Below are 19831 nucleotides of genomic sequence, written 5' to 3'. Positions count from 1 at the left end.
TCGGAGCGCTCCCTCAGGCAGGGACCGCGCTCAGGCTCAGGCTTCTTCCCTTCAGGCCGACGTCTTCCCTGAGAATGCGGTGATCGGCCGGCTTCAGGCGCTCGTACTGACCCGGCTTGACCCTGGCCGGCAGGAATACCGGGCCGAAGCGAACGCGCTTCAGGCGTGCGACCTGGGCGCCGACGGCTTCCCAGAGCCGGCGGACTTCCCGGTTCCGACCTTCCATGATGGTCACCGTGTACCAGGTATGACCGCTGGTCGATTCACCGACGACCAGGTCCGAAAAACAGGCCATGCCATCCTCGAGCTGAACGCCCCGCAGCAGCGTCTGCAATTGCTCGTTGTCGACTTCCCCACGAATGCGGCACAGGTATTCGCGGTCGACGTTTCCGGACGGATGCATCATCCGGTTGGCCAGTTCGCCGTCGGTGGTCAACAGGATCAGGCCGGCGGTGTTGAGATCGAGGCGGCCGATCGCGATCCAGCGGCCATGGTCCGGGCGGGGCAGGCGATCGAAGATCGTGCGACGGCCTTCCGGGTCGCTGCGCGTGGTCACCTCGCCTTCCGGCTTGTGGTAGATCAGGGTCTGGGCCGGGGTTTCGATGGCGACGATCTCGAAGCTTCGGCCATCGAGCTGGACACGGTCGCCTTGCTCCACCACGGCGCCGAGGCTGGCGATCTGACCATTGACCCGGACCTCACCGGCCTCGATGCGTTTCTCGAGGGCGCGGCGGGACCCCAGACCGGCATTGGCCAGGACCTTCTGCAGGCGCTCGTTGCCCTCGTAGCGGGCCTCAGTCCTTGCCGTCCTGGCGAGGCTCGGCTTCGTCGTCGCGCCCGGTTTCGGGCTGCGGCGTGTCCGCCGACCCGTCGTCGCGTTCGTCTCCTGCGCCGGCCTGGCTGTCGTCGCTCTCCGGGTCTTCTTCCGGGCGGTCTTCTTCGACTTCGGGTGCTTCATGTTCGGAATCCTGTGTCTCGCTCGACGGTTCGCCGTCTTCATTTTCCGGCGCGGCAGCGCCGTCCCCTTCCGATACGCCACCCGTTTCCGCATCGGCCTTCGGCGGGTTGGGGTGGATCAGCTGCAGCTCCGGTTCGAGGTTGTCGATGTCCTTGATCTCGGCCAGGGTCGGGAGCTCGTCGAGGGACTTGAGGTTGAAGTAATCCAGAAAACTCTTGGTCGTGCCGAGCAGTTCGGGTCGGCCGGGCACGTCCCGGTGGCCCACCACCTTGATCCACTCTCGCTCCTGCAGGGTGCGCAGGATGTTCGAGCTGACGGCCACGCCGCGGATCTGTTCGATGTCGCCGCGGGTGATCGGCTGCCGATAGGCGATGATCGCCAGGGTTTCGAGCAGGGCGCGGGAGTAGCGCGGCGGTTTTTCCGTCCACAGCTGCGAGATGACCGGCATCAGCTTGCTGCGGATCTGGATGCGGTAGCCACTGCCCACTTCGGTCAGCTCGACGGCGCGGCCTTCGAGATCGCTGTCGAGGGCGGCGAGCGCTTCCTTCAGCGGCCCATGGCCGGGCTTTTCCTCGTCGGGAAACAGTGCGTTGAGCTGATTGAGGCTCAGCGGGGCGCCGGCGGCCAGCAGGGCGCCTTCGACAACGGATTTCAGGTATTCGATGTCCATGGTTTCGATGCGATCGGGTTCATGCCCGGGTCTGGGACGGGCTGCGAACGTAGATGCTGCCGAACAGCTCCTGCTGCACCAGATCGATCAGGTGCTCACGCAGCAGTTCGAGCAGCGCCAGAAAGGTCACCACGGCGCCGATCCGACCTTCGGCCAGATCGAAGCAGTCTCCGAACTCGACATAGGGTCGGTTCGAGACCAGATCGGTGATGCGCGACATCCGCTCGCGGACCGACAGAGGCTCGGCCTGAACGTGGTGGTGGGCCAGCATTTCCGCCCGGGCCATCACGTCGCGCAGGGCCAGAAGGATCTCCTTCAGGTCGACATCGGGCGGCAGCTGGACCTGGCCCCGTTCTTCGATTGCGGCAGAGGCCACGGCCAGGTCACGCTCCAGGCGTGGCAGTTCGTCGAGATCCTCGGCGGCCTGCTTGAAGCGCTCGTACTCCTGCAGGCGGCGGATGAGCTCGGCCCGTGGATCGCCCTCGTCCTCTTCTTCCGGCTCCGGTCGGGGCAGAAGCATGCGTGACTTGATCTCGGCCAGAATGGCGGCCATGACCAGATACTCCGCGGCCAGTTCCAGTTTCAGGCCGGCCATCATTTCGATGTAGCTGGTGTACTGGCGGGTGATTTCCGCGATCGGGATGTCCAGGATGTCGAGGTTCTGGCGCCGGATCAGGTAGAGCAGAAGGTCCAGTGGTCCTTCGAAGGCTTCCAGGAAGACTTCGAGGGCATCGGGTGGAATGTACAGATCATCGGGCAGACGCAGCAGGGGCTGGCCCTGAACGACCGCGAAGGGCATTTCCGCCTGGCTGACCGGGCTGTCGGTGACATCACTCATAAGCCGTCCAGTTTAGCGCGTTATCCGACCGCTTGGCGACCTGTACAATACCGGCCCCGATCACGCAGAGGCCGAGCCATGCTTTACATGATCCGAGGCATCGATGCCGAAGACAGTCTGAGTCGCCGCAGCAACGCCCGCGAAGCGCATCTGGCGCGCCTGCGCGTGCTGCTGGATGAAGGGCGCCTGATTCTCGCCGGACCCTTGCCCGCCATCGACGCGGAGGATCCGGGCCCTGCCGGCTTCAGCGGATCCCTGGTGGTGGCTGAATTCGAGAGTCTGGCGGCCGCTCGTGAATGGGCGGGTCAGGATCCTTACATCCAGGTCGGCGCCTGGACGGGCGCCGAGGTCGAGCCCTTCAAGCAGGTGCTGCCTTGACCGAACAACGGGTGGCCATGATCGAGCAGCGCCTGCGCGATGCCTTTGCGCCGGACGAGCTCGAGGTGATCGACGAATCCCATCTGCACCGCGGCCATCCCGGCGCGCGCGACGGGCGCGGTCATTTCCGCGTGCGCATCGTCGCTGACGCCTTCCATGGGCTGCCTCGTCTGGCCCGGCACCGTCGAGTCTACGCGGCGATGGGGGAGCTCATGCAGACCGAAATCCACGCGCTCAATATTGAGGCCTATTCGAAAAATGAAATTTAAATTACTGATTTGTATTTCTATCTTCGCGCTCGTTGCTTGTCAGGGCGAGTCTTCCGAAGAGCGTCCCTCGAACCCGCTGATCAGCGAGGACGACGTGCTCCTGGTGCTGGTCGACGGTGAGCCGATCACCCTGCCGATGCTCGAGTACACGATGGAAGCTCGCGGCATCAGCGAGGACGACGAGGAGGGCATGCGCCGAACCCTGGACGAGTTGATCCGCCTCCAGGCCGTCGCCAACGCCGCGCAGGCCTCGGGGCTCGCCGACGAGGCTCGTGTCCGCGCCCATCGTCGCCTGCGTGACCTGGAAACCCTGCAGATGCGCTACTTCGGCCAGCTGGCCGAAGAGGATCCGGTCACCGAGGCACAGATCGAGGCGGCCTACCGCGCCCAGGTCGAGCGCACCGGCGATCGCCAGTTCCAGATCGAAACGATCATCTACACCAATCAGGAGGGCGTGCTTCGGGCGCTGGAACGGATCGAGGCCGGCGAGACCGATTTCGATCAGCTGGCCGCGGAGGCCAGGGGCTTCGGTCTGACCGTCGACCAGCCGCTCTGGGTCGATCTGAGTCAGCTGCCGCCGGATGCGGCGACTCTGCTCGCAACGGCGGAGGTGGGCGATGTGCTGGCCATGCCGCTGCAGACGCCGCAGGGCTGGCGGGCGGTGCGGGTCAGCGACGTCCGCGAGAACGAAATCCCCGAGCTCGACGAAGTGCGACAGGGCATCATCCGTTCGCTGGCCCGACAGCGGGTCGAGCAGCGCGTCGATGCGCTCTACGAGGCGGCGGAAATCACCCCGATGCTGCCGCTCGACGGCAGCACCGGAACCGGCCCGGCTCAGGACGACTGAGCCGGTTGGCGCACTGGATCGGCTGAGCTCGCCGATTCAGGGCAGGTCGACGCGCTCGGGGGCGATCCAGCCTTCGGCGCGATGTTCGACGACCACCGTGGTGTAGATGCCGCCGCGAACGTTGAACTCGGCCTTCAGACGCATGAAGCGAGGCTGGGTCGCCTCGACCAGATCGCCCAGGATGCGGTTGGTCACGGCCTCGTGGAATGCGCCTTCCTCGCGAAAGCTCCAGACGTAGTTCTTGAGCGCCTTGAGTTCGACGCACAAGCGGTCGGGCACATAGCTCAGGTGGAGCTCGGCGAAATCGGGCTGACCGGTCTTCGGACAAAGACAGGTAAACTCGGGGATTCGAATGCGAATGGTATAATCGCTGTCGGGTTGCGGGTTGGGAAATACCTCGAGCTCCCGGCTGGGTTGGCTGGGCATGTTGACGGTCTCTCTTTGGGATCGAAACGAAAGCCGTAGATTAAAACAAAACGCAGGAATTCAGGGCGTCAATGCGACTGACCGCAATCAAACTTTCCGGCTTCAAGTCCTTCGTCGAGCCGACCACCGTCAAATTTCCGTCCAATCTGATGGGCATCGTCGGGCCGAACGGCTGTGGCAAGTCGAACATCATCGACGCGGTGCGCTGGGTGATGGGCGAAAGCTCGGCCCGTCAGCTGCGCGGCGAATCCATGAGCGATGTGATCTTCGCCGGTTCCAGCGCCCGCAAGCCGGTGTCCACGGCGACCGTCGAGCTCGTTTTCGACAATGCCGACGGCCGTGCCGGCGGTGAGTACGCCAGCTACAACGAGATCTCGGTCAAGCGTCAGGTCAGCCGCGACGGGCAGTCGGCCTACTTTCTGAACGGCACCCGATGCCGACGCAAGGACATCACCGACCTGTTCCTGGGAACCGGTCTGGGGCCGCGCAGCTACGCCATCATCGAACAGGGCATGATCTCGCAGATCGTCGAGGCCCGCCCGGAGGAACTGCGCGGTTTTCTGGAAGAAGCCGCCGGCATCTCGCGCTACAAGGAGCGTCGCCGCGAAACCGAGAACCGCATCCGACACACGCGCGAGAACCTCGAACGCCTGCGTGATCTGCGCGAGGAAGTCAGCAAGCAGCTGGAGAAGCTGAACCGCCAGGCCAAGGCGGCGGAGCGATACAAGACCCTGAAGAAGCGCTACCGCCAGGACGAGGCCCGGCTCATCGCCCTGCGCTGGCGCGAGCTGCAGGCGAAGGCGGAAAAGGAAGCGCAGACCCTCAAGGAAATCGAGAATCGCCTGCAGGAGGCCCTGTCCAGGCAGCGCGCGGCCGAGAAGGAGCTGGAAACGCTTCGCCAGAGCCAGCATCAGGCCTCGGAGCTGGCCAGCAAGATCCAGGCCGAGCTCTACGAAGTCGCCGGAGAGATCGCACGACTGGAGCAGGCGATCGAGCATCAGCGCGAAATTCGTCAGCGTCAGCAGGCCGAGTACGCAGAGACCGAAACCCAGCTCAACGAGCTCAAGCAGCACCTGGTTCTCGACAAGGCGCAGGTCAAGGAGACCTCGGAGTTGATCGCCGAGCTCAGCCCGCAGCTCGAAGAGGCGCGGGTGGCCGAGCAGCAGGCCGGCGAGCGGGTCGAGGCGGCCGAGTCCGCGCTGAATCAATGGCAGACACGCTGGCAGGAACATCAGAACCAGGCCTCCCAGGCCCGCAACCGGGCCGATATGCTGCGCCAGCGCATCGAGCATCTGGATGACCGGATGAATCGTGCGGCGGCGCGACTGGCCTCGCTGGATCAGCAGTCGGGCGATTCCGCGGCCAAGGCTCTGGCCGATGAAAAGTCCGCCGCGGAGGCTGCCCTGGAGCAGGCGGAAACGCGCCTGGCCGAGGCGCGCGAGTCGGCGGAGACCCTTCGCCAGGGCATCGAGGAACAGCGTGGGCAGATCGAATCGCTACGCAACGAGCTCGAGCAGGCCCGTGCTCGCCGCCACGAGCGTCAGGGCCGACTTGAATCCCTGAAGGTGCTCAACCGCAAGGACGACGCCCGCTCACTGCGGCGCTGGTTCAACGAGCAGGGCCTTGATCCGGAGGCGCGCGTGCTCGAGGCGATCGAGGTGCGCGAGCGGCGCTGGACTGGGGCGGTGGAGACCGTGCTCGCCGCCTGGCTGAAAGCGGTCCGGGTGGAAGACAGCGCAGGGGTGTTGAGCCTGAAGCTGCCCAAGGCCGGCCTGCTGGTCGCCGACGGTCGGGAGATCGGCAGCCGGGACGGGACCCTGGGCAGCGTGGTCGACGGCGCCGGTGCACTGAGGGTTCTGCTCAATCAGGTGCACATGGCCGAGGATCTGGACAAGGCGCGTCAGCGCCTGAACACGCTCGGCGAGGGTGAGTCGGTGGTAACGCCGGAGGGTGTCTGGCTGGGCGTTGGCTGGATTCGTCAACCCAGTGACGATCAGGCCGAAGTCGGTCTGCTCGAGCGAGAGCAGGAGATTCGAGCGCTGGGTGAACAGATCGAGTCGGACACGCAGAGTATCGCCGAGCTGGAAACCGCTCTGGGCGGCGCCAGAGAGACCCTGAGCGAACGCGAGGCGCACGCCCGCGAGCTCGATCTGGCCAGCCAGGAGCGCCAGCGCGAGCGCGCCCAGGCGCACGGTCAACTGGCGGGCATTCGCTCCCGGCTCGAAACCCTGGAACGCCAGCGCAAGGCCGCTGACGAAGAGCGCCGTGAACTGAGCGAACGACAGGACGCCGATGCCGGAGCGGTCGGTCAGGCCCGGTCGGAAATGCAGGAAGTGCTGGCGGCGATGGAGACGGCCGAAGCCGGCCGCGAGCCGCTGCGCGAAGAGAAACAACGACTCGACGAGGCGCGCGAGACCGCGCGGCGTGAGCAGCGCCAGTCCCGCGAGCAGCGAGAGAGTCTGTCGATCAAGCTCGAATCGAGTCGTGCGGGCCTGGATTCGCTGCGCCAGTCCATCGCTCGGATGGACAACCAGGTCGGGCAGCTGCAGAGCCGCTATCTGGAGCTCAGCGAAGCTCTGGCCCAGGGCGATGAACCGGTTCGGGAGCAGCAGGCCAAGCGGGATGGGCTGCTCGATCAGCGTCTGGAAATCGAGAAGCGCCTGCGCGAGGCGAGGCAACAGCTCGAGAATCTCGAGGCCAGCTGGCGCGAGCAGGACCAGGCGCGGCAGATGGCCGCCGCCGATGTCGAGACGATTCGAGGCGAACAGTCCCAGCGCCAGCTCGAGCAGCGTGAAACCCAGCTCAGGTCGCAGTCCCTCAGGGAGCGCATCGAGGAGCTCGAGGAAAACCTCGAAGCCCTGCTGGAGAGCCTGCCGGAGGGTGCGGAGACGAGCGCCTACCAGCAGGAACTCGAGAGACTCGAAGCGAAGATCCGCAAGCTCGAGCCGGTCAATCTGGCCGCCATCGAGGAGGCCGAGAGCGAGGCCGAGCGCAAGGAGTATCTGGATCGCCAGCACGCGGATCTCGAGGAAGCGCTGGAGACCCTGGAGAGCGCGATCGCCAAGATCGACCGCGATTCTCGGACCCGCTTCAAGGAGACCTTCGAGCAGATCAACAAGAACATGGAGTCACTGTTCCCGCGTCTGTTCGGCGGTGGCCACGGCCACCTCGAGATGGTCGGCGATGACTGGTTGACGGCCGGAGTGGCGATCATGGCACGCCCCCCGGGCAAGCGCATCGCGCGCATCCACCTCATGTCCGGTGGCGAGAAGGCCCTGACCGCGGTGGCCTTCGTGTTCTCGATCTTCAACCTCAACCCGGCGCCGTTCTGCCTTCTCGACGAGGTCGACGCGCCCCTCGACGATGCCAATGTCGGCCGCTTCTCGGAAATGGTTCGGGAAATGTCCGAGCAGGTGCAGTTCCTGATCGTGACCCACAACAAGGTCACGATGGAGGTCGCGCATCAGATGCTCGGCGTGACCATGCGTGAGTCGGGCGTCTCGCGCCTGGTGTCCGTCGACCTTGACAAGGCCGTGGCCCTGGCCGAGGCTTGATCGTGCTGCCGCCGGAGAACTAAGGTCAACCGTGGATAATCTGCGCCTCATCCTGCTTCTGATCGGCCTGCTGGTTCTGGCGGCCATCGTGTTGTTCCACAAGCCGCAAGGCCAGACGCAGCGAAATCATCAGCGCTGGCTGGCCAATCGGCGCGAGCCCAGCCTGGGCGGCGAAGCAAGCCGTCAGGATCGCGAGGCCCCGGAGAGCGAATCTTCGCCGGCGCGCTCCGAACATCCGTCGTCGCCGGCCAACCTGGCAGCGGGCCTGGCTTCGGCGCGGATGGTGGCCAGCTCCGACGAGGACAGCGACAGCGCCGAGAACGAGGCGAAGGCGGGCAGGGCGAGCGCTCGCGGTCGCCGCCAGTCGCGGCCGGACAAGATCGTCACGCTGTACGTCAAGCGTCGTTCCGGCCGTCACATCAACGGCTCCGAATTGTTGGATTCCGCCATCAAGGCGGGCCTGGATTTCGGCGAGATGAATATCTTTCACCGTCTGCATGAAGGTGAAACCCAGCCGGTCTTCAGCATGGCCAACCTGATCTCGCCTGGCCATTTCGACCCGGCCAACTGGAATGTCTTCGACACCCCGGGCGTCACCTTCTTCCTGACCCTGCCGGCGCCGGTCAGCGCCCTGGACGCCTGGGACGCCATGTTCGCCACGGCACAACGCATGGGCGAGCTGCTCGAAGCCGAGGTCCTCGACGATGCCCGCTGTCTCGTGACCCGTCAGCGAATCGCCCAGCTCCGGGAAGAGATGCGCGAATACGACCGCCGCCACGGCCTGGGCAAGATCCAGTAGACGAGGTTTGCATGGGCTCAAGTCCGGCCGAGCGCGCTGCCGATCTCCGGCAGCAGATCAACGATCACAATTACCGTTACTACGTCCTCGATGACCCGATCGTCTCGGATGCCGAGTACGACCGCCTGCTGCGCGAACTCGAGGCGCTAGAGGCCGATCATCCCGAACTCGTCAGCGAGGATTCGCCCACCCAGCGCGTCGGAGCCGCCCCCGCACCCGGCTTCGAGACCGTCACGCACCGCGTGCCGATGCTGTCCCTGTCGAACGCCTTCAGCGAGGAGGAAGTGGCCGAATTCGACCGGCGGATCAGGGATCGACTGGACCTGGAAACGGTCGATTACATCGCCGAGCCGAAGCTGGACGGCCTGGCGATCGCGCTGCGCTACGAGCAGGGGAGGCTGGTGCTGGCCGCGACTCGAGGCGACGGTCGCCAGGGCGAGGACGTGACGGCCAATGTGCGCACGATCCGTGCCATTCCTTTGACGCTGCGTGGCGAGCACATCCCGGATGAGCTCGAGGTGCGCGGCGAGATCTTCATGACGCGCTCGGGTTTCGATCGTCTCAACCGTGGTCTGGCCGACGAGGGCGAGAAGCAGTTCGTGAACCCGCGCAACGCGGCAGCCGGCAGCCTCCGGCAGCTCGACTCGCGGGTCACGGCTCGTCGGCCACTGCGCTTCTACTGCTATGGGGCCGCCAGCGAGGCGGGCCTGCCACAAAGCCAGTCCAACACGCTCGAGGCGCTCAGGGAGCTCGGGCTGCCGGTCAGCCCGGAAGTGCGTCGCGTCCGGGGCCTCGAGGGTCTGCTCGAGTACTACGAGCGGATCGGTGGCCGACGGGCGAGCCTCGATTACGACATCGATGGGGTGGTCTACAAGGTCGATGATCTCGATCAGCAGCGTGAGCTCGGCTTCGTCAGTCGGGCACCGCGATGGGCGCTGGCACACAAGTTTCCGGCCCAGGAAGAAACCACGATCCTGCATGACATCGAAGTGCAGGTGGGCCGCACCGGTGCACTGACGCCCGTGGCCAGGCTGGAGCCCGTCTTCGTCGGCGGGGTCACCGTCACCAATGCAACATTGCACAACGCCGACGAGATCCGGCGCAAGGACGTGCGCCCGGGCGACACCGTGGTCGTTCGCCGCGCCGGTGACGTGATCCCCGAAGTCGTGCGTTCCATTCCGGAAAAGCGTCCCGAGGGCGCCGAAGTCTGGACCATGCCCAGCGAATGCCCGGCCTGCGGCTCCTCGGTAGAGCAGGTGGAGGGAGAGGCGGTGGCACGTTGCACCGGAGGCCTCGTCTGCCCGGCCCAGCGCAAGCGCGCTCTGGAGCACTTCGCCTCCCGCGCCGCCATGGACATCGACGGCCTCGGTAGCCGCCTGATCGAACAACTGGTCGACGCCGATCTCGTGCACAGTCCCGCCGATCTCTACCACCTCGATCTCGCCACCCTGGCGGGCCTGGATCGAATGGCCGAGAAGTCGGCCTCGAATCTGATCGAAGCGCTGGAGAAGAGCAAATCGGTCTCTCTGGGGCGCCTGCTGTTTGCGCTGGGTATCCGTGAAGTCGGCGAGGTGACGGCATCCAATCTCGCCCGGCACTTCGGGACCCTGGACGCCCTGGCCGACGCGGATGTCGAATCGCTGGAGGCCGTCCCCGACGTCGGCCCGATCATGGCCCGTCACGTGCGTGCCTTCTTCGACGAGGCCCATAACCGTGAAGTCATCCGCGCGTTACTCGAGGCGGGCGTGCACTACGAGCCGGAAGTCGTGGTGGAAACCGATTCACTGCCCCTGAGCGGGCGGACCTACGTGCTGACCGGCGCGCTCGCCAGCATGCCTCGATCCGAGGCGAAGAAGCGCCTGGAGGCCTTGGGCGCCAAGGTGACTTCGAGCGTCTCGAAGAACACGACCGCTCTGATCGTCGGCGCCGATCCCGGATCGAAGCTGGACAAGGCCGAGTCCCTCGGTGTCGAGGTGCTGGACGAGGATGCACTCGAGGCGCTGCTCGAATCCCCTTGAATTGGCCTGGATCAATTGCGTTACATTGGCAGCTGTCTAGAATGCAGCTTTATTCACTCTGGCCGAGGAGGCAGAAATGACCGAGCACTTCAAGGAAATCGTGGTTCCCGTCGACGGATCCGAAAATGCGGTCCGGGCGGTTCGCTACGCGATCGAGCTGGCCCGCCCGCTGAACATCGGTGTACGCCTGTTCTATGTCTTTCCTGCCGCATCGGTGGAAATCATCGGCATGGCCGGCATGTCGAGAGCCGATATCGATCAGGCTGCACAGGCTTCCGCGCAGCGGGCCTTCGACAAGACCCGGGAAGCGCTCGGTGACGATGGCGGTGTGAAGCTGGAAGAGGAGACCTCGATGGGGGATCCTGCCGAGGAAATCATCCGCTACACGGAAGACGACAACGCGGTGCTCGTGGTGATCGGTCGACGCGGCCTGTCACGCATGAAATCCCTCATGCTCGGCAGCGTCAGCGACAAGGTCATGCGTCACGCGCGCAGCCCCGTGATGGTGGTTACCTGACCAGCCGCAGCTTGCGCTCCGACCGGCGCTTCAGCCGGTCGAAGTAGCGATCGATACGATCCTCGAGATCGGCCAGCGAGCCGTCGTTCTCGATGACCTGATCGGCCCGTGCCAGCCGTTCCTCTCGGCTGGCCTGGGCGGCCAGGATCTGTTCGGCCTGTTCGATGGAGATGCCGTCCCTGGCGGTCAGGCGCTCGATCTGTACTTCCCTGGGCACATCCACCACCAGAACTTCGTCGACGTCGTCGAACAGGCCGGTTTCCACCAGCAAGGGCACGACCAGCACCACCAGCTCGGACCTGCCGGCCTGGCGGATTCGCTCGCGCACCCGTTGTTCGATCAGGGGATGAGTGATCTGTTCGAGTTGCTGACGGGCGGCGGGGGAATCGAAGATCCGCTGTCTGAGCGCCCGGCGGTCCAGGGCTCCGTTGGCCTGCAGAATGTCTTCGCCGAAGACGTCGACGATTCGTTCCAAGCCGATGCTGCCGGGCTGCACGACCTCCCGGGCGAGCAGGTCGGTGTCGATGATGACCGCTCCCCGGGCCGCGAGTCCATCGGAGACCGCGGTCTTGCCCGACGCGATGCCGCCGGTCAGGGCGACCAGATAGGGTCGTCCGGTAGTCAGATTCTGCATTGCGCCTCCTTCGCCGGGCTCATCGGCCGCGGCGCCAGTCGAAGTATCGTCTTGCGATGGCCAGCAGACGTTCCGGTTTGTGCGCTTTCTTCCACTCTCCCGCAGCGTACTTGTTGCCTTCGCTGAAGGTCGGGTAGACGTGGATCGTGCCCATGATGGCATTCAGTCCAAGGCCCCGGGTCATGGCGAGGACGAATTCGGGCAGCATTTCACCGGCGTGAGCACCAACGATCGTCACGCCCAGTATGCGGTCCTTGCCGGGTTCGGTCAGCACCTTGACGAAGCCGTAGTCGGCGCTATCGGCGATGGCCCGGTCCAGATCATCGAGGCCATAGACGGTGACCTCGTGTTCGATTCCCTGATCGCGGGCTTCGGTCTCGCTCAAACCCACTCGTGCGATCTCCGGGTCCGTGTAGGTCACCCAGGGAATCGCTCGGTAGCTGGTGCGAAACGACCACCAGGGAGCGATCAGGGCGTTCACCGCGGCGGACCAGGCCTGGTGGGAAGCCACGTGCGTGAACTGGTAGGGGCCGGCGGCATCGCCGCAGACGTAGATGTTGGGAAAACTGCTGCGCTGGAAGCCGTCCGTGTCGATCAGGCCGTTGCCCTTGATCCTGACGCCGAGGGATTCCAGGCCGTAGCCCGAGATCCTGGCCTTGCGGCCGAGGGCGATCAGCAGCTCGTCGAACTCGAAGCCGACTTCCTTGCCCTGGTGCTCGCAGATCAGTCGGCCGGTTTCCACGCGCAGGGCGCGATGCCCCGTGGCCAGCGCCACGCCGTCGGCTTCGAGATGACCGGCGAGCAGTTCGCCGGCCTCGGGGTCTTCGCGAGGGAGCAGGCGATCGCTCATCTCGATCAGGCTGACTCGACTACCCAGGCGGGCGAAGGCCTGGGCCAGTTCGGCGCCGATCGGCCCGCCGCCGAGCACGCAGAGTCGCTCGGGCAGGTCCTCCAGGTCCCAGAGGGTGTCGGAGGTTCGATAGGGCACCTGGTCCAGGCCGGGAAGATCGGGAACCAGCGGTTCGGCGCCGGTGGCGAGCACGATGGAGCGCGCGCTGATCCGGCGGCCGTCCACTTCGACTTCCCAGGGGCTCACCAGACGGGCATGGCCCTGGATCACGTCGACTCCCAGGCGCGTATAGCGCTCCACCGAGTCATGCGGGGCGATCTTCTCGATGACCTTGCGCAGGCGCGCCATCACCTCGCCGAAGTCGAACTCGGCGTGCATCTCGCGAATGCCGTAGCGCTGGCTGGCGCGCGCCTCGGCCAGCAGGCGGCTGGTTCGGATGAGGGCCTTCGAGGGCACGCAACCGGTGTTCAGGCAATCCCCTCCCATCGACTGCTTCTCGATCAGGGCCACGCGCGCCCTGACCGTGGCCGCGATGTAGGAAGAAACGAGCCCGGCAGCTCCAGCCCCGATCACGATCAGGTTGTAGTCGAAGCGGCGCGGTCTGCGGTGTCCCCGATAGACCTTTCTTCGCTGCAGCAGGCCGAGCAACCAGCGCAGCAGCAGCGGAAGCAGCCCCAGCAGGGCGAGTGCTCCGATCAGACCCGGAGAGAGCACGTCTCCGAGGCTGTCGACCTGGGCCAGCTGGGTGCCGGCATTGACGAAGACCAGGGTGGCCGGAAGCATGCCGAGCTGACTGACCCAGTAGAAGGTCCAGGGTTTCAGCCTGGTCAGGGCCATCAACAGGTTGATCAGCCAGAACGGAAAGACCGGCACGAGACGCAGGGCGAGAAGGTAGAACGCGCCATCGCGCTCCACGCCGCGATTGATCGCCTCCAGGCGCTGTCCGAAGCGCTTCTCGATCGAGTCTCGAAAAAGGAAACGCGCGGCCAGGAAGACGAGGGTCGCGCCGATGCTGGACGCGAAGCTGACCGCGATGGTGCCGGCCAGCAGACCGAACAGGGCGCCCCCGGCCAGGGTCATGACGGCCGCCCCGGGAACCGAGAGCGCGGCCATGATCACGTACAGGATGATGTAAACGGCCAGGGTCGTCTGGAAGTTGGCGGCAACGAAACCCAGCAGCTGGTCCCTGTGCGCGCGCAGGCTCTCCAGGCTCAGGTACTGGCCCAGATCGAAGGCGACGAAGGCCGCGACACCGGCGATGAAGATGGACAGAATCGCGAGGCGCGCGAGGAAGGAGCGTGACATGCGGTTGGGCCTGCTTGGTGAGATGGTCCAGGAGACCGGCTCATCTTAGCTCAGCTTTCGTTCAGGGCAGGAAATCGCTCGTCGACGAAATCAGCCGGGCCAGCAGGCCCCGCTGACCCGCTCGATTCCCGCCAGATCACGCCACGACTGCGCCTGAGCAAACCCTGCGGCAGCCAGTCGCCGACGGAGCTGCTCGGCCTGATCGTGACCATGCTCGATCAGCAGGAAACCACCCCGCTTCAGGTGGCTCGGCGCCTCTTCGATCAGCCGGTCGATCAGGGCCAGACCATCCTGGCCGCTGCTCAGAGCCATGGCGGGCTCGAAGCGAAGGTCGCCTCGATCCAGGTGCGGATCTCCCTCGGCGATGTAGGGCGGGTTGCTGACGATCAGATCGAAGGTCCGGTCGCCGATCGCTTCGAACAGGTCACCACGAAGCAGTTCGACCTTCGACAAGCCCAGCTGATCACGATTGCCGGCCGCGATCCGAAGCGCCGCCTCGGAAAGATCGGTAGCGGTCAGATGCCAGTCTGGTCGCTCGGCGGCCAGGGTGAGGGCGATGGCGCCGGAACCCGTCCCGATATCCAGGGCCGAGCAAGGCGGCGACAGGCTCAGTTCGAGCGCGAGGTCGACGAGCAATTCGGTCTCGGGTCGGGGAATGAGTACTGCAGGAGACACCTGGAAGCTGCGTCCGTAGAACTCTCGCTCGCCGAGCAGATAGGCGACGGGCTGCCCGGCGGCGCGCTGTTCGATCCAGGCCAGAAATCGTTCGGTTTCCGGCCCGTGGGTCACCGGGTCATCGTAGTGCGCGTACAGCCAGGCGCGGGATTTGCCCAGGGCGCGAACCAGCAGCAACTCCGCTTCCGAGGGATCGTCGAGCCGTGGTCGATGACGATCGAGCAGTTGCCGATAGCTGAGCTGGGTCATGGCCTTGCAGCTTGCTCAGGGCGCCATGCGCTTGCAGTGGTCCGCTAGCGGAGGCGTGGGTCTGTAGCAGGGGGGAAGATGGTGGCCAGGGACGGAATCGAACCGCCGACACGCGGATTTTCAATCCGCTGCTCTACCAACTGAGCTACCTGGCCTTGGTTTTTCTGCCCGCAGCGCAAGGCGCCGCGAAGCGCGATATTAGAACGGTTCGAGGCGCCGAAGTCAACCATTGCGGGCGAAACTTTTTCAGGGTGGCTAGGGTCTGTCAGGAAAAGGGCGATGATTCAGTATCTTGTCGCCATCAGCGCCGCGACGCCGCATCAAGGAGAAGGAGCATGGTCAGACTCGATATCACCCCCGTCATGAAAATGGTCATGACACTCGTCATCGCCTCGCTGCTGTCAGCCTGTGCGACCCAGGGTCCCAGTCGCCTCGAACTGGAGCAGATCTATCTGCGACACGCCGGTCCCGAAACGCAGCGCATTCGCTACTCGGGCGTCATTCGAGGTTGGCAGCCGATCGGCGATGAATACGTGTTGCTCGAGTTGGGCGCCAGTCGTCACGTTCTGCTCGGGCTGTCGGCACCTTGCCACCTCGAGCTCAGATCTGCAGATCATCTGGCGATCCGCTCCCTGACCGGTCTGAGCATCGACCGTTTCGATCGGGTCAGCCTGGGTGGGGTGGAGTGTCGGATCATGAGCCTTCGGCCGGTCGACTACGCGGCGGCGCGTGAGGAAATCGAAGCGCTCTATCGCGAGACGGGAGAGGATGGCGCTGCTCGACGGGTCAGCGTGGACGTCGAGGACGACGACGGTTCCTGAGCCGCGCCTGGGCGCCAGTTCGTATTGGCCTTTCGACTGGTCAGTTGGACTAGTGCGTTCGGCCAGTCAGTCGGAATCGGGCGGCACGTAGCCTTCCGCCTGATCGACGTTCCCTCCGAACAGAAAGGCTTCGGCCTGAGCGATCAGGTAGCGTCGATGTTCAGGATCGATCGGGCTCAGTCGCTTCTCGTTGATCAGCATGGTCTGGTGCGCCAGCCACTTCTGCCAGGCGCGCTTCGAGATCCCGTCGTAGATGCGTTGTCCGAGCGGCCCCGGCAGGGGCGCTCGGTCCAGGCCCTCGGCCTCTTCGCCGAGGAATTGGCAGTGCACGGTTCTGCTCATCGTTCAGTCAATGGCTCGGAGCGCTTGAGGGAGCCGGAATTCTAACAGCCGGGCGTCGGTACCTGCGGTCGAGCATCACGATCGCCGTCAGCCCGATACCCAGCGGCAGCAGCCAGCCGAGCATCGCGACAAGATCGCTCTGCCCGGGGAGCAGTCGCGACAGGCCGATCTGCGAAAAGGCGATATGGGTCGCGATGCCGTTGCCGATCATCGCGCCATAGTGCTCCTTCAGCCACCAGTTGGGCGCGACATCCCGCTTTCCGAGATCGCGAATCAGGACGAACAGATTCCAGGGCCCGAGGGCCCCGAAGGGAATCAGGATGGCTGCGGCGCCGGAGTTCCAGCCCACGACCATCACGGCGATTCCGGCGGCGGCCAGCACGCCGACGGCCAGGCGATGGCCGAGTCCGTAGTAGCCGGCGCGGTCTCGCTTGTAGCGAATCGCCCGCACGCTGTTCACGCAGGCCAGACTGACGAGGATCACCAGGTAGCCGAGGAACACAGCGGTGATCGTATGGCCCGTCAGGAACAGGTGGAGCGTCAACGGAATTCCCGTGAGGACCACGATGCTCATGCACGCCAGGTAGGCCTGACCGATCTTTCGGTGAATGGCCGTTCCCTTGCGCTTGAACACCGCGATCCAGAACAGCAGCAGTGCGGCGCTCCCGGCGATGAGATGGGGCATGGCGAAGGAAGACAGGGTCATGGCGGAGTCCTCTTGTGAGCGTGGCTACAGCTTCGCGTGCCCGTCGGGCTCGTTCAGGTGCCGGAAGTCAGCGATCCAGGGTGCCGGAAGTCATGAATCGCGCCGCAAGGCTTGCCTGGCCGGAGTCTTGTGGCTATACCTTGATGCATGCACGCCAAGTCCCCCTCGCAAAGAATCCTCTCGCCGCTGGCGCTCGCCTCCTACGTCGCCTGGTCGGCCGTCTGGTATTCGAACTCGCGCCTGTTCGGCGCCTCGCTGGGGCCGGGTTGGTGGGCCGATGCGCTGCTGCTGGCCTTCCTGGTGGCCTGGGTCTGGTTCCTCTGGAGCGAGGAGGAGGGCCGCTGGACGTGGCAAAGCGTGGTCCAGATGCTGGTGCTGAGCGGTTCCTTGATCGGCCTGCTGGCCCTTGGCCGGTCGGGCTCCTCGCCGATTCTGATGATCCTCGTGGTCAGCCTGTTCGTCACGCGATTTTCCTGGACCTGGGCGCGCATTCTGCTGCTGGCGCTCAATGCCGTCTACTTCGTCTTGCTGCTGACGGTGTGGAATCTCAGCCTGTCGTCCGCCATCGTCAGTCTCGCCGCCTACGGTGCTTTTCAGGCCTTCGCGCTGCTGGTCCTGCGCTACGCGGCCGAAAGCGAGGAGATGGCCGATGAGCTGCGCCGGGTCAACGCCGATCTCATGGCCACTCGACACCTGCTCGACCAGAGTGCGCGCGACCAGGAGCGGCTCCGCCTGTCGCGGGAGCTGCATGACGTGGCCGGCCACAAACTCACCGCACTGCGCATGAATCTGCGCGCACTTCGCCAGCAGGGCGAGGTGGGGCATCGTGACAGGCTGGAAGCGGCCGATGCGCTGGCCGGCGAGCTGCTGGACGATCTTCGCGCCGTGGTTCGACAGCTGCGCATCAGCGACGGCCTGTCTCTGGAAGAAGGCTTTCGCCAGCTTGCGGCACCGCTCAGCGGCCTGAGCCTAGAGCTGGAGATCGAGCCCGAGGTCAAAGTGGACCGAGTCGGCGACGCCGAGACCCTGATGCGCGTGGTTCAGGAAGGGCTGACGAATGCCGCCCGCCACGGTCGCGCCAGGCATGTCTGGCTCCACCTGGCTCGAGATGGCGATCGCTGGCGACTGGGCCTGGACGATGATGGGCAGCTCAAGTGGCCGATCCGGCCCGGCCTGGGATTGAAGGGCATGCGCGAGCGGCTGGAACTGCTCGGTGGCGGCCTGTCCCTGGAGCCTTCGTCTCGCGGCGGGCTGCACCTGTCCGCCTGGCTGCCCGTGAGCATCGCGCCATGAGTCAAGCAGCGCCCATCCGGATTGCCCTTGCCGACGACCAGGTGATGGTCCGTGAAGGTCTGAAAGCCATCCTGGCCGGTATCGCCGATTGCCGGGTCGTGGCCGAAGCGGATTCGGGCCAGGCCATGATCGAGCTGCTGGCGAGCGAAGCGGTCGATCTGGTCATCTCCGATATCCGCATGCCGGTACTCGACGGGATCGAGATGACCCGGCAGCTCCGTCGCTCGGGTCAATCGGTCCCGGTGCTCCTGTTGACCACCTTCGATGACGACGATCTGCTGCCCCGGGCGGCCGAAGCCGGCGCGCAGGGCTTTCTGCTCAAGGATATCGAGCCCCCGGACCTGGAGGCAGCGATTCGCGAAGTGGTCGCGGGCGGGAGCCTGCTGCAGCCGGTGACCACGGATCGGGTGCGCGGGCACTACCGCTACGATGATCAGAGCGCGCCGGTCGAACCCTTCGGGCCGAGAGAGATCGAGATTCTGCGCCTGCTGGCCGGTGGCTATTCGAACCGTGAGATCGCCAACACGATTCATCTGGCCGAAGGAACGGTGAAGAACTACGTCTCGGACATTCTCGCCAAGCTGGGTACCCGGGATCGGACGCGGGCGGTACTCAAGGCCATCACCTTGAGGATCATCTGAGCCTGTCCCTGGCCGCCTGGCCTGGATCGGATTCGTCGAGGCATTCGAGCAAGGCGCGCATCGGTCGAGGCAGTCCGCGCTCGAGCGCCTCAGCGATGTTCAGCCAGGCCGTTACCCGATCTTCGACCTGAATCGCGGTGTCGAGCCTGACATGGTGGAACTCAAGCCTCAGGCTGAAGTGGGAAAACTCGTGTTCCATCGGTGCCGGCGAGGGCAGGGGCTCCAGCTCGCCGGACAGTTCCAGGCTGTCGTGTTCGGGCAATGACCAGAGTCCGCCCCAGATGCCCGCCGGAGGCCGCCGTTCCAGCAGCACGCGACCGGCTGAATCCCGCAGGAGCAGATACTCCGCCTGCCGTCGGGGGCGGGTCTTCTTCGGCCGTCGCCCGGGTAGCTCCTCGGTGCGGCCTTCGATCCTGGCCCGGCAATCCTCGGCGACCGGGCAACGCCGACAGTCGGGATTTCGGGGTCGGCAGACCGTGGCACCGAGGTCCATGATCGCCTGAGTGTAGTCCGCGGCCCGATTGTCGGGCGTGAGCTCTTCGGCGGCCTGCCAGAGCAGCTTCTCGACACTGCTGCGCCCGGGCCAGCCCGCGATCGCTCGGTGGCGGGCCAGCACGCGCTTCACGTTGCCATCGAGAATCGGTGCCCGGCGATCCCAGGCCTGGGCCAGGATGGCGTTCGCGGTCGAGCGGCCGACGCCGGGCAGGGCCTGCAGGGCCTCGGCCTGCTCGGGCAGGCTGCCATCGTGCCGTTCCAGGCAAAGCTCGGCGCTTCGATGCAGGTTCCTGGCTCGTGCGTAGTAGCCGAGTCCGGACCAGAGCGCCAGCACCTCGTCGATCTCGGCCCGAGCCAGATCCTCGAGCTCAGGAAATCGTTGGGTGAATCGCTCGAAGTAGGGTTTCGCCGTGGCGACCTGCGTCTGCTGCAGCATGATCTCGGATAACCAGACCCGATAGGGGCTGCGATCGGTCTGCCAGGGCAGGTCGTGGCGGCCGTGCCGCTCCCACCAGGCAAGCAGGCGTTCGGAAAAGCTCATGGGCC

Annotated in this window: 20 protein-coding genes and 1 tRNA gene; 10 read left to right on the top strand and 11 right to left on the bottom strand. The window is 65.3% G+C overall.

Translation table 11 applies throughout. From position 1 onward, the window contains the following. Positions 1–13: 13 nt before the first annotated feature. The 3 genes from WM2015_RS08390 to WM2015_RS08380 are packed head-to-tail and all read right to left on the bottom strand — an operon-like array spanning position 14 to position 2466. The gene (locus WM2015_RS08390; RefSeq protein WP_311550684.1) at positions 14–769 is read right to left on the bottom strand and encodes a pseudouridine synthase; all 756 of its coding nucleotides are present in this window, start codon (positions 767–769) and stop codon (positions 14–16) included. 25 nt (positions 770–794) lie between these two features. Then, positions 795–1628: an SMC-Scp complex subunit ScpB gene (gene scpB, locus WM2015_RS16225; protein ID WP_082169571.1), complete on the bottom strand. Its 834-nt coding sequence runs from the start codon at positions 1626–1628 to the stop codon at positions 795–797. 19 nt (positions 1629–1647) lie between these two features. Continuing rightward, entirely contained in the window at positions 1648–2466 is an 819-nt protein-coding gene (locus WM2015_RS08380) for a segregation and condensation protein A (RefSeq protein ID WP_049725618.1), read from the bottom strand. Between the two features lie 78 nt (positions 2467–2544). On the opposite strand from WM2015_RS08380, the gene WM2015_RS08375 reads away from it, so the two are divergent. The 3 genes from WM2015_RS08375 to WM2015_RS08365 are packed head-to-tail and all read left to right on the top strand — an operon-like array spanning position 2545 to position 3960. Then, positions 2545–2844, top strand: coding sequence for a YciI family protein (locus WM2015_RS08375; RefSeq protein WP_049725617.1), 300 nt, complete (start codon positions 2545–2547; stop codon positions 2842–2844). A gap of 17 nt (positions 2845–2861) precedes the next feature. Beyond that, a complete protein-coding gene (locus tag WM2015_RS08370) occupies positions 2862–3113 on the top strand; it encodes a BolA family protein (protein WP_049727027.1) in 252 nt (83 codons plus the stop codon). After that, positions 3103–3960, top strand: coding sequence for a peptidyl-prolyl cis-trans isomerase (locus tag WM2015_RS08365; RefSeq protein WP_156201009.1), 858 nt, complete (start codon positions 3103–3105; stop codon positions 3958–3960). Before WM2015_RS08370 ends, WM2015_RS08365 begins: the two co-directional genes overlap by 11 nt. Positions 3961–3996: 36 nt before the next feature. Here WM2015_RS08365 and queF read toward each other — a convergent pair whose 3' ends face one another. Further along, positions 3997–4386: a preQ(1) synthase gene (gene queF, locus WM2015_RS08360; protein ID WP_049725615.1), complete on the bottom strand. Its 390-nt coding sequence runs from the start codon at positions 4384–4386 to the stop codon at positions 3997–3999. Between the two features lie 71 nt (positions 4387–4457). On the opposite strand from queF, the gene smc reads away from it, so the two are divergent. The 4 genes from smc to WM2015_RS08340 all read left to right on the top strand — a co-directional run bounded on the left by smc (position 4458) and on the right by WM2015_RS08340 (position 11274). Next, positions 4458–7940, top strand: a complete 3483-nt coding sequence (smc, locus tag WM2015_RS08355) for a chromosome segregation protein SMC (protein WP_049725614.1) — start codon at positions 4458–4460, stop codon at positions 7938–7940. 31 nt (positions 7941–7971) lie between these two features. After that, positions 7972–8739, top strand: coding sequence for a cell division protein ZipA (gene zipA, locus WM2015_RS08350; protein WP_049725613.1), 768 nt, complete (start codon positions 7972–7974; stop codon positions 8737–8739). An 11-nt stretch (positions 8740–8750) separates the two neighbouring features. Further along, a complete protein-coding gene (ligA, locus tag WM2015_RS08345) occupies positions 8751–10757 on the top strand; it encodes an NAD-dependent DNA ligase LigA (protein ID WP_049725612.1) in 2007 nt (668 codons plus the stop codon). Positions 10758–10833: 76 nt separating this feature from the next. Next, a complete protein-coding gene (locus tag WM2015_RS08340) occupies positions 10834–11274 on the top strand; it encodes a universal stress protein (RefSeq protein ID WP_049725611.1) in 441 nt (146 codons plus the stop codon). Here the strand turns inward: WM2015_RS08340 and coaE are convergent. The 4 genes from coaE to WM2015_RS08320 form a co-directional block, all read right to left on the bottom strand. Next, a complete protein-coding gene (gene coaE, locus WM2015_RS08335) occupies positions 11267–11908 on the bottom strand; it encodes a dephospho-CoA kinase (RefSeq protein ID WP_049725610.1) in 642 nt (213 codons plus the stop codon). The genes WM2015_RS08340 and coaE overlap by 8 nt on opposite strands. A 19-nt stretch (positions 11909–11927) precedes the next feature. Then, the gene (locus WM2015_RS08330; protein WP_049725609.1) at positions 11928–14063 is read right to left on the bottom strand and encodes an FAD-dependent oxidoreductase; all 2136 of its coding nucleotides are present in this window, start codon (positions 14061–14063) and stop codon (positions 11928–11930) included. A gap of 90 nt (positions 14064–14153) precedes the next feature. Continuing rightward, positions 14154–14987 (bottom strand): peptide chain release factor N(5)-glutamine methyltransferase, encoded by an 834-nt coding sequence (prmC, locus tag WM2015_RS08325; protein WP_082169568.1) that lies wholly within the window; start codon positions 14985–14987, stop codon positions 14154–14156. A gap of 79 nt (positions 14988–15066) precedes the next feature. Next, a tRNA-Phe gene (locus tag WM2015_RS08320) sits at positions 15067–15142 on the bottom strand. A gap of 180 nt (positions 15143–15322) precedes the next feature. On the opposite strand from WM2015_RS08320, the gene WM2015_RS08315 reads away from it, so the two are divergent. Then, positions 15323–15808, top strand: coding sequence for a DUF6491 family protein (locus tag WM2015_RS08315; protein ID WP_049725608.1), 486 nt, complete (start codon positions 15323–15325; stop codon positions 15806–15808). 66 nt (positions 15809–15874) lie between these two features. Here WM2015_RS08315 and WM2015_RS08310 read toward each other — a convergent pair whose 3' ends face one another. Together WM2015_RS08310 and WM2015_RS08305 are read right to left on the bottom strand one after the other, a co-directional pair. Continuing rightward, the gene (locus WM2015_RS08310) at positions 15875–16150 is read right to left on the bottom strand and encodes an oxidative damage protection protein (protein WP_049725607.1); all 276 of its coding nucleotides are present in this window, start codon (positions 16148–16150) and stop codon (positions 15875–15877) included. A 7-nt stretch (positions 16151–16157) separates the two neighbouring features. Then, entirely contained in the window at positions 16158–16856 is a 699-nt protein-coding gene (locus tag WM2015_RS08305; RefSeq protein WP_049725606.1) for a DUF2306 domain-containing protein, read from the bottom strand. 147 nt (positions 16857–17003) lie between these two features. Between WM2015_RS08305 and WM2015_RS08300 the strand changes: the two genes are divergently transcribed. Both WM2015_RS08300 and WM2015_RS08295 read left to right on the top strand, forming a co-directional pair. Then, the gene (locus WM2015_RS08300) at positions 17004–18149 is read left to right on the top strand and encodes a sensor histidine kinase (RefSeq protein WP_049725605.1); all 1146 of its coding nucleotides are present in this window, start codon (positions 17004–17006) and stop codon (positions 18147–18149) included. Continuing rightward, on the top strand, positions 18146–18790 hold the full coding sequence (locus WM2015_RS08295) for a response regulator (protein WP_049725604.1): 645 nt from the start codon (positions 18146–18148) through the stop codon (positions 18788–18790). Before WM2015_RS08300 ends, WM2015_RS08295 begins: the two co-directional genes overlap by 4 nt. Here the strand turns inward: WM2015_RS08295 and mutY are convergent. After that, on the bottom strand, positions 18783–19826 hold the full coding sequence (gene mutY, locus WM2015_RS08290) for an A/G-specific adenine glycosylase (protein WP_049725603.1): 1044 nt from the start codon (positions 19824–19826) through the stop codon (positions 18783–18785). The two genes, WM2015_RS08295 and mutY, sit on opposite strands and share 8 nt — an antisense overlap. Between the last annotated feature and the right edge of the window lie 5 nt (positions 19827–19831).

The organism is Wenzhouxiangella marina, assembly GCF_001187785.1.
In the GTDB taxonomy this organism is placed as follows: Bacteria; Pseudomonadota; Gammaproteobacteria; order Xanthomonadales; family Wenzhouxiangellaceae; genus Wenzhouxiangella; species Wenzhouxiangella marina.
The sequence above is the reverse complement of the archived record's forward strand: the minus strand, read 5'-3'. Positions and strand labels throughout refer to the sequence as shown.

What these genes read in the sequence shown, in the direction of transcription:
- WM2015_RS08300 (WP_049725605.1), top strand. Translation starts at nt 17,004, where the DNA reads ATGCACGCCAAGTCCCCCTCGCAAAGAATCCTCTCGCCGCTGGCGCTC.
- WM2015_RS08305 (WP_049725606.1), bottom strand. Translation starts at nt 16,856, where the DNA reads ATGACCCTGTCTTCCTTCGCCATGCCCCATCTCATCGCCGGGAGCGCC.
- smc (WP_049725614.1), top strand. Translation starts at nt 4,458, where the DNA reads ATGCGACTGACCGCAATCAAACTTTCCGGCTTCAAGTCCTTCGTCGAG.
- WM2015_RS08310 (WP_049725607.1), bottom strand. Translation starts at nt 16,150, where the DNA reads ATGAGCAGAACCGTGCACTGCCAATTCCTCGGCGAAGAGGCCGAGGGC.
- WM2015_RS08330 (WP_049725609.1), bottom strand. Translation starts at nt 14,063, where the DNA reads ATGTCACGCTCCTTCCTCGCGCGCCTCGCGATTCTGTCCATCTTCATC.
- WM2015_RS08295 (WP_049725604.1), top strand. Translation starts at nt 18,146, where the DNA reads ATGAGTCAAGCAGCGCCCATCCGGATTGCCCTTGCCGACGACCAGGTG.
- WM2015_RS08340 (WP_049725611.1), top strand. Translation starts at nt 10,834, where the DNA reads ATGACCGAGCACTTCAAGGAAATCGTGGTTCCCGTCGACGGATCCGAA.
- mutY (WP_049725603.1), bottom strand. Translation starts at nt 19,826, where the DNA reads ATGAGCTTTTCCGAACGCCTGCTTGCCTGGTGGGAGCGGCACGGCCGC.
- prmC (WP_082169568.1), bottom strand. Translation starts at nt 14,987, where the DNA reads ATGACCCAGCTCAGCTATCGGCAACTGCTCGATCGTCATCGACCACGG.
- WM2015_RS08380 (WP_049725618.1), bottom strand. Translation starts at nt 2,466, where the DNA reads ATGAGTGATGTCACCGACAGCCCGGTCAGCCAGGCGGAAATGCCCTTC.
- queF (WP_049725615.1), bottom strand. Translation starts at nt 4,386, where the DNA reads ATGCCCAGCCAACCCAGCCGGGAGCTCGAGGTATTTCCCAACCCGCAA.
- WM2015_RS08365 (WP_156201009.1), top strand. Translation starts at nt 3,103, where the DNA reads ATGAAATTTAAATTACTGATTTGTATTTCTATCTTCGCGCTCGTTGCT.
- WM2015_RS08375 (WP_049725617.1), top strand. Translation starts at nt 2,545, where the DNA reads ATGCTTTACATGATCCGAGGCATCGATGCCGAAGACAGTCTGAGTCGC.
- coaE (WP_049725610.1), bottom strand. Translation starts at nt 11,908, where the DNA reads ATGCAGAATCTGACTACCGGACGACCCTATCTGGTCGCCCTGACCGGC.
- WM2015_RS08370 (WP_049727027.1), top strand. Translation starts at nt 2,862, where the DNA reads ATGATCGAGCAGCGCCTGCGCGATGCCTTTGCGCCGGACGAGCTCGAG.
- scpB (WP_082169571.1), bottom strand. Translation starts at nt 1,628, where the DNA reads ATGGACATCGAATACCTGAAATCCGTTGTCGAAGGCGCCCTGCTGGCC.
- WM2015_RS08315 (WP_049725608.1), top strand. Translation starts at nt 15,323, where the DNA reads ATGGTCAGACTCGATATCACCCCCGTCATGAAAATGGTCATGACACTC.
- ligA (WP_049725612.1), top strand. Translation starts at nt 8,751, where the DNA reads ATGGGCTCAAGTCCGGCCGAGCGCGCTGCCGATCTCCGGCAGCAGATC.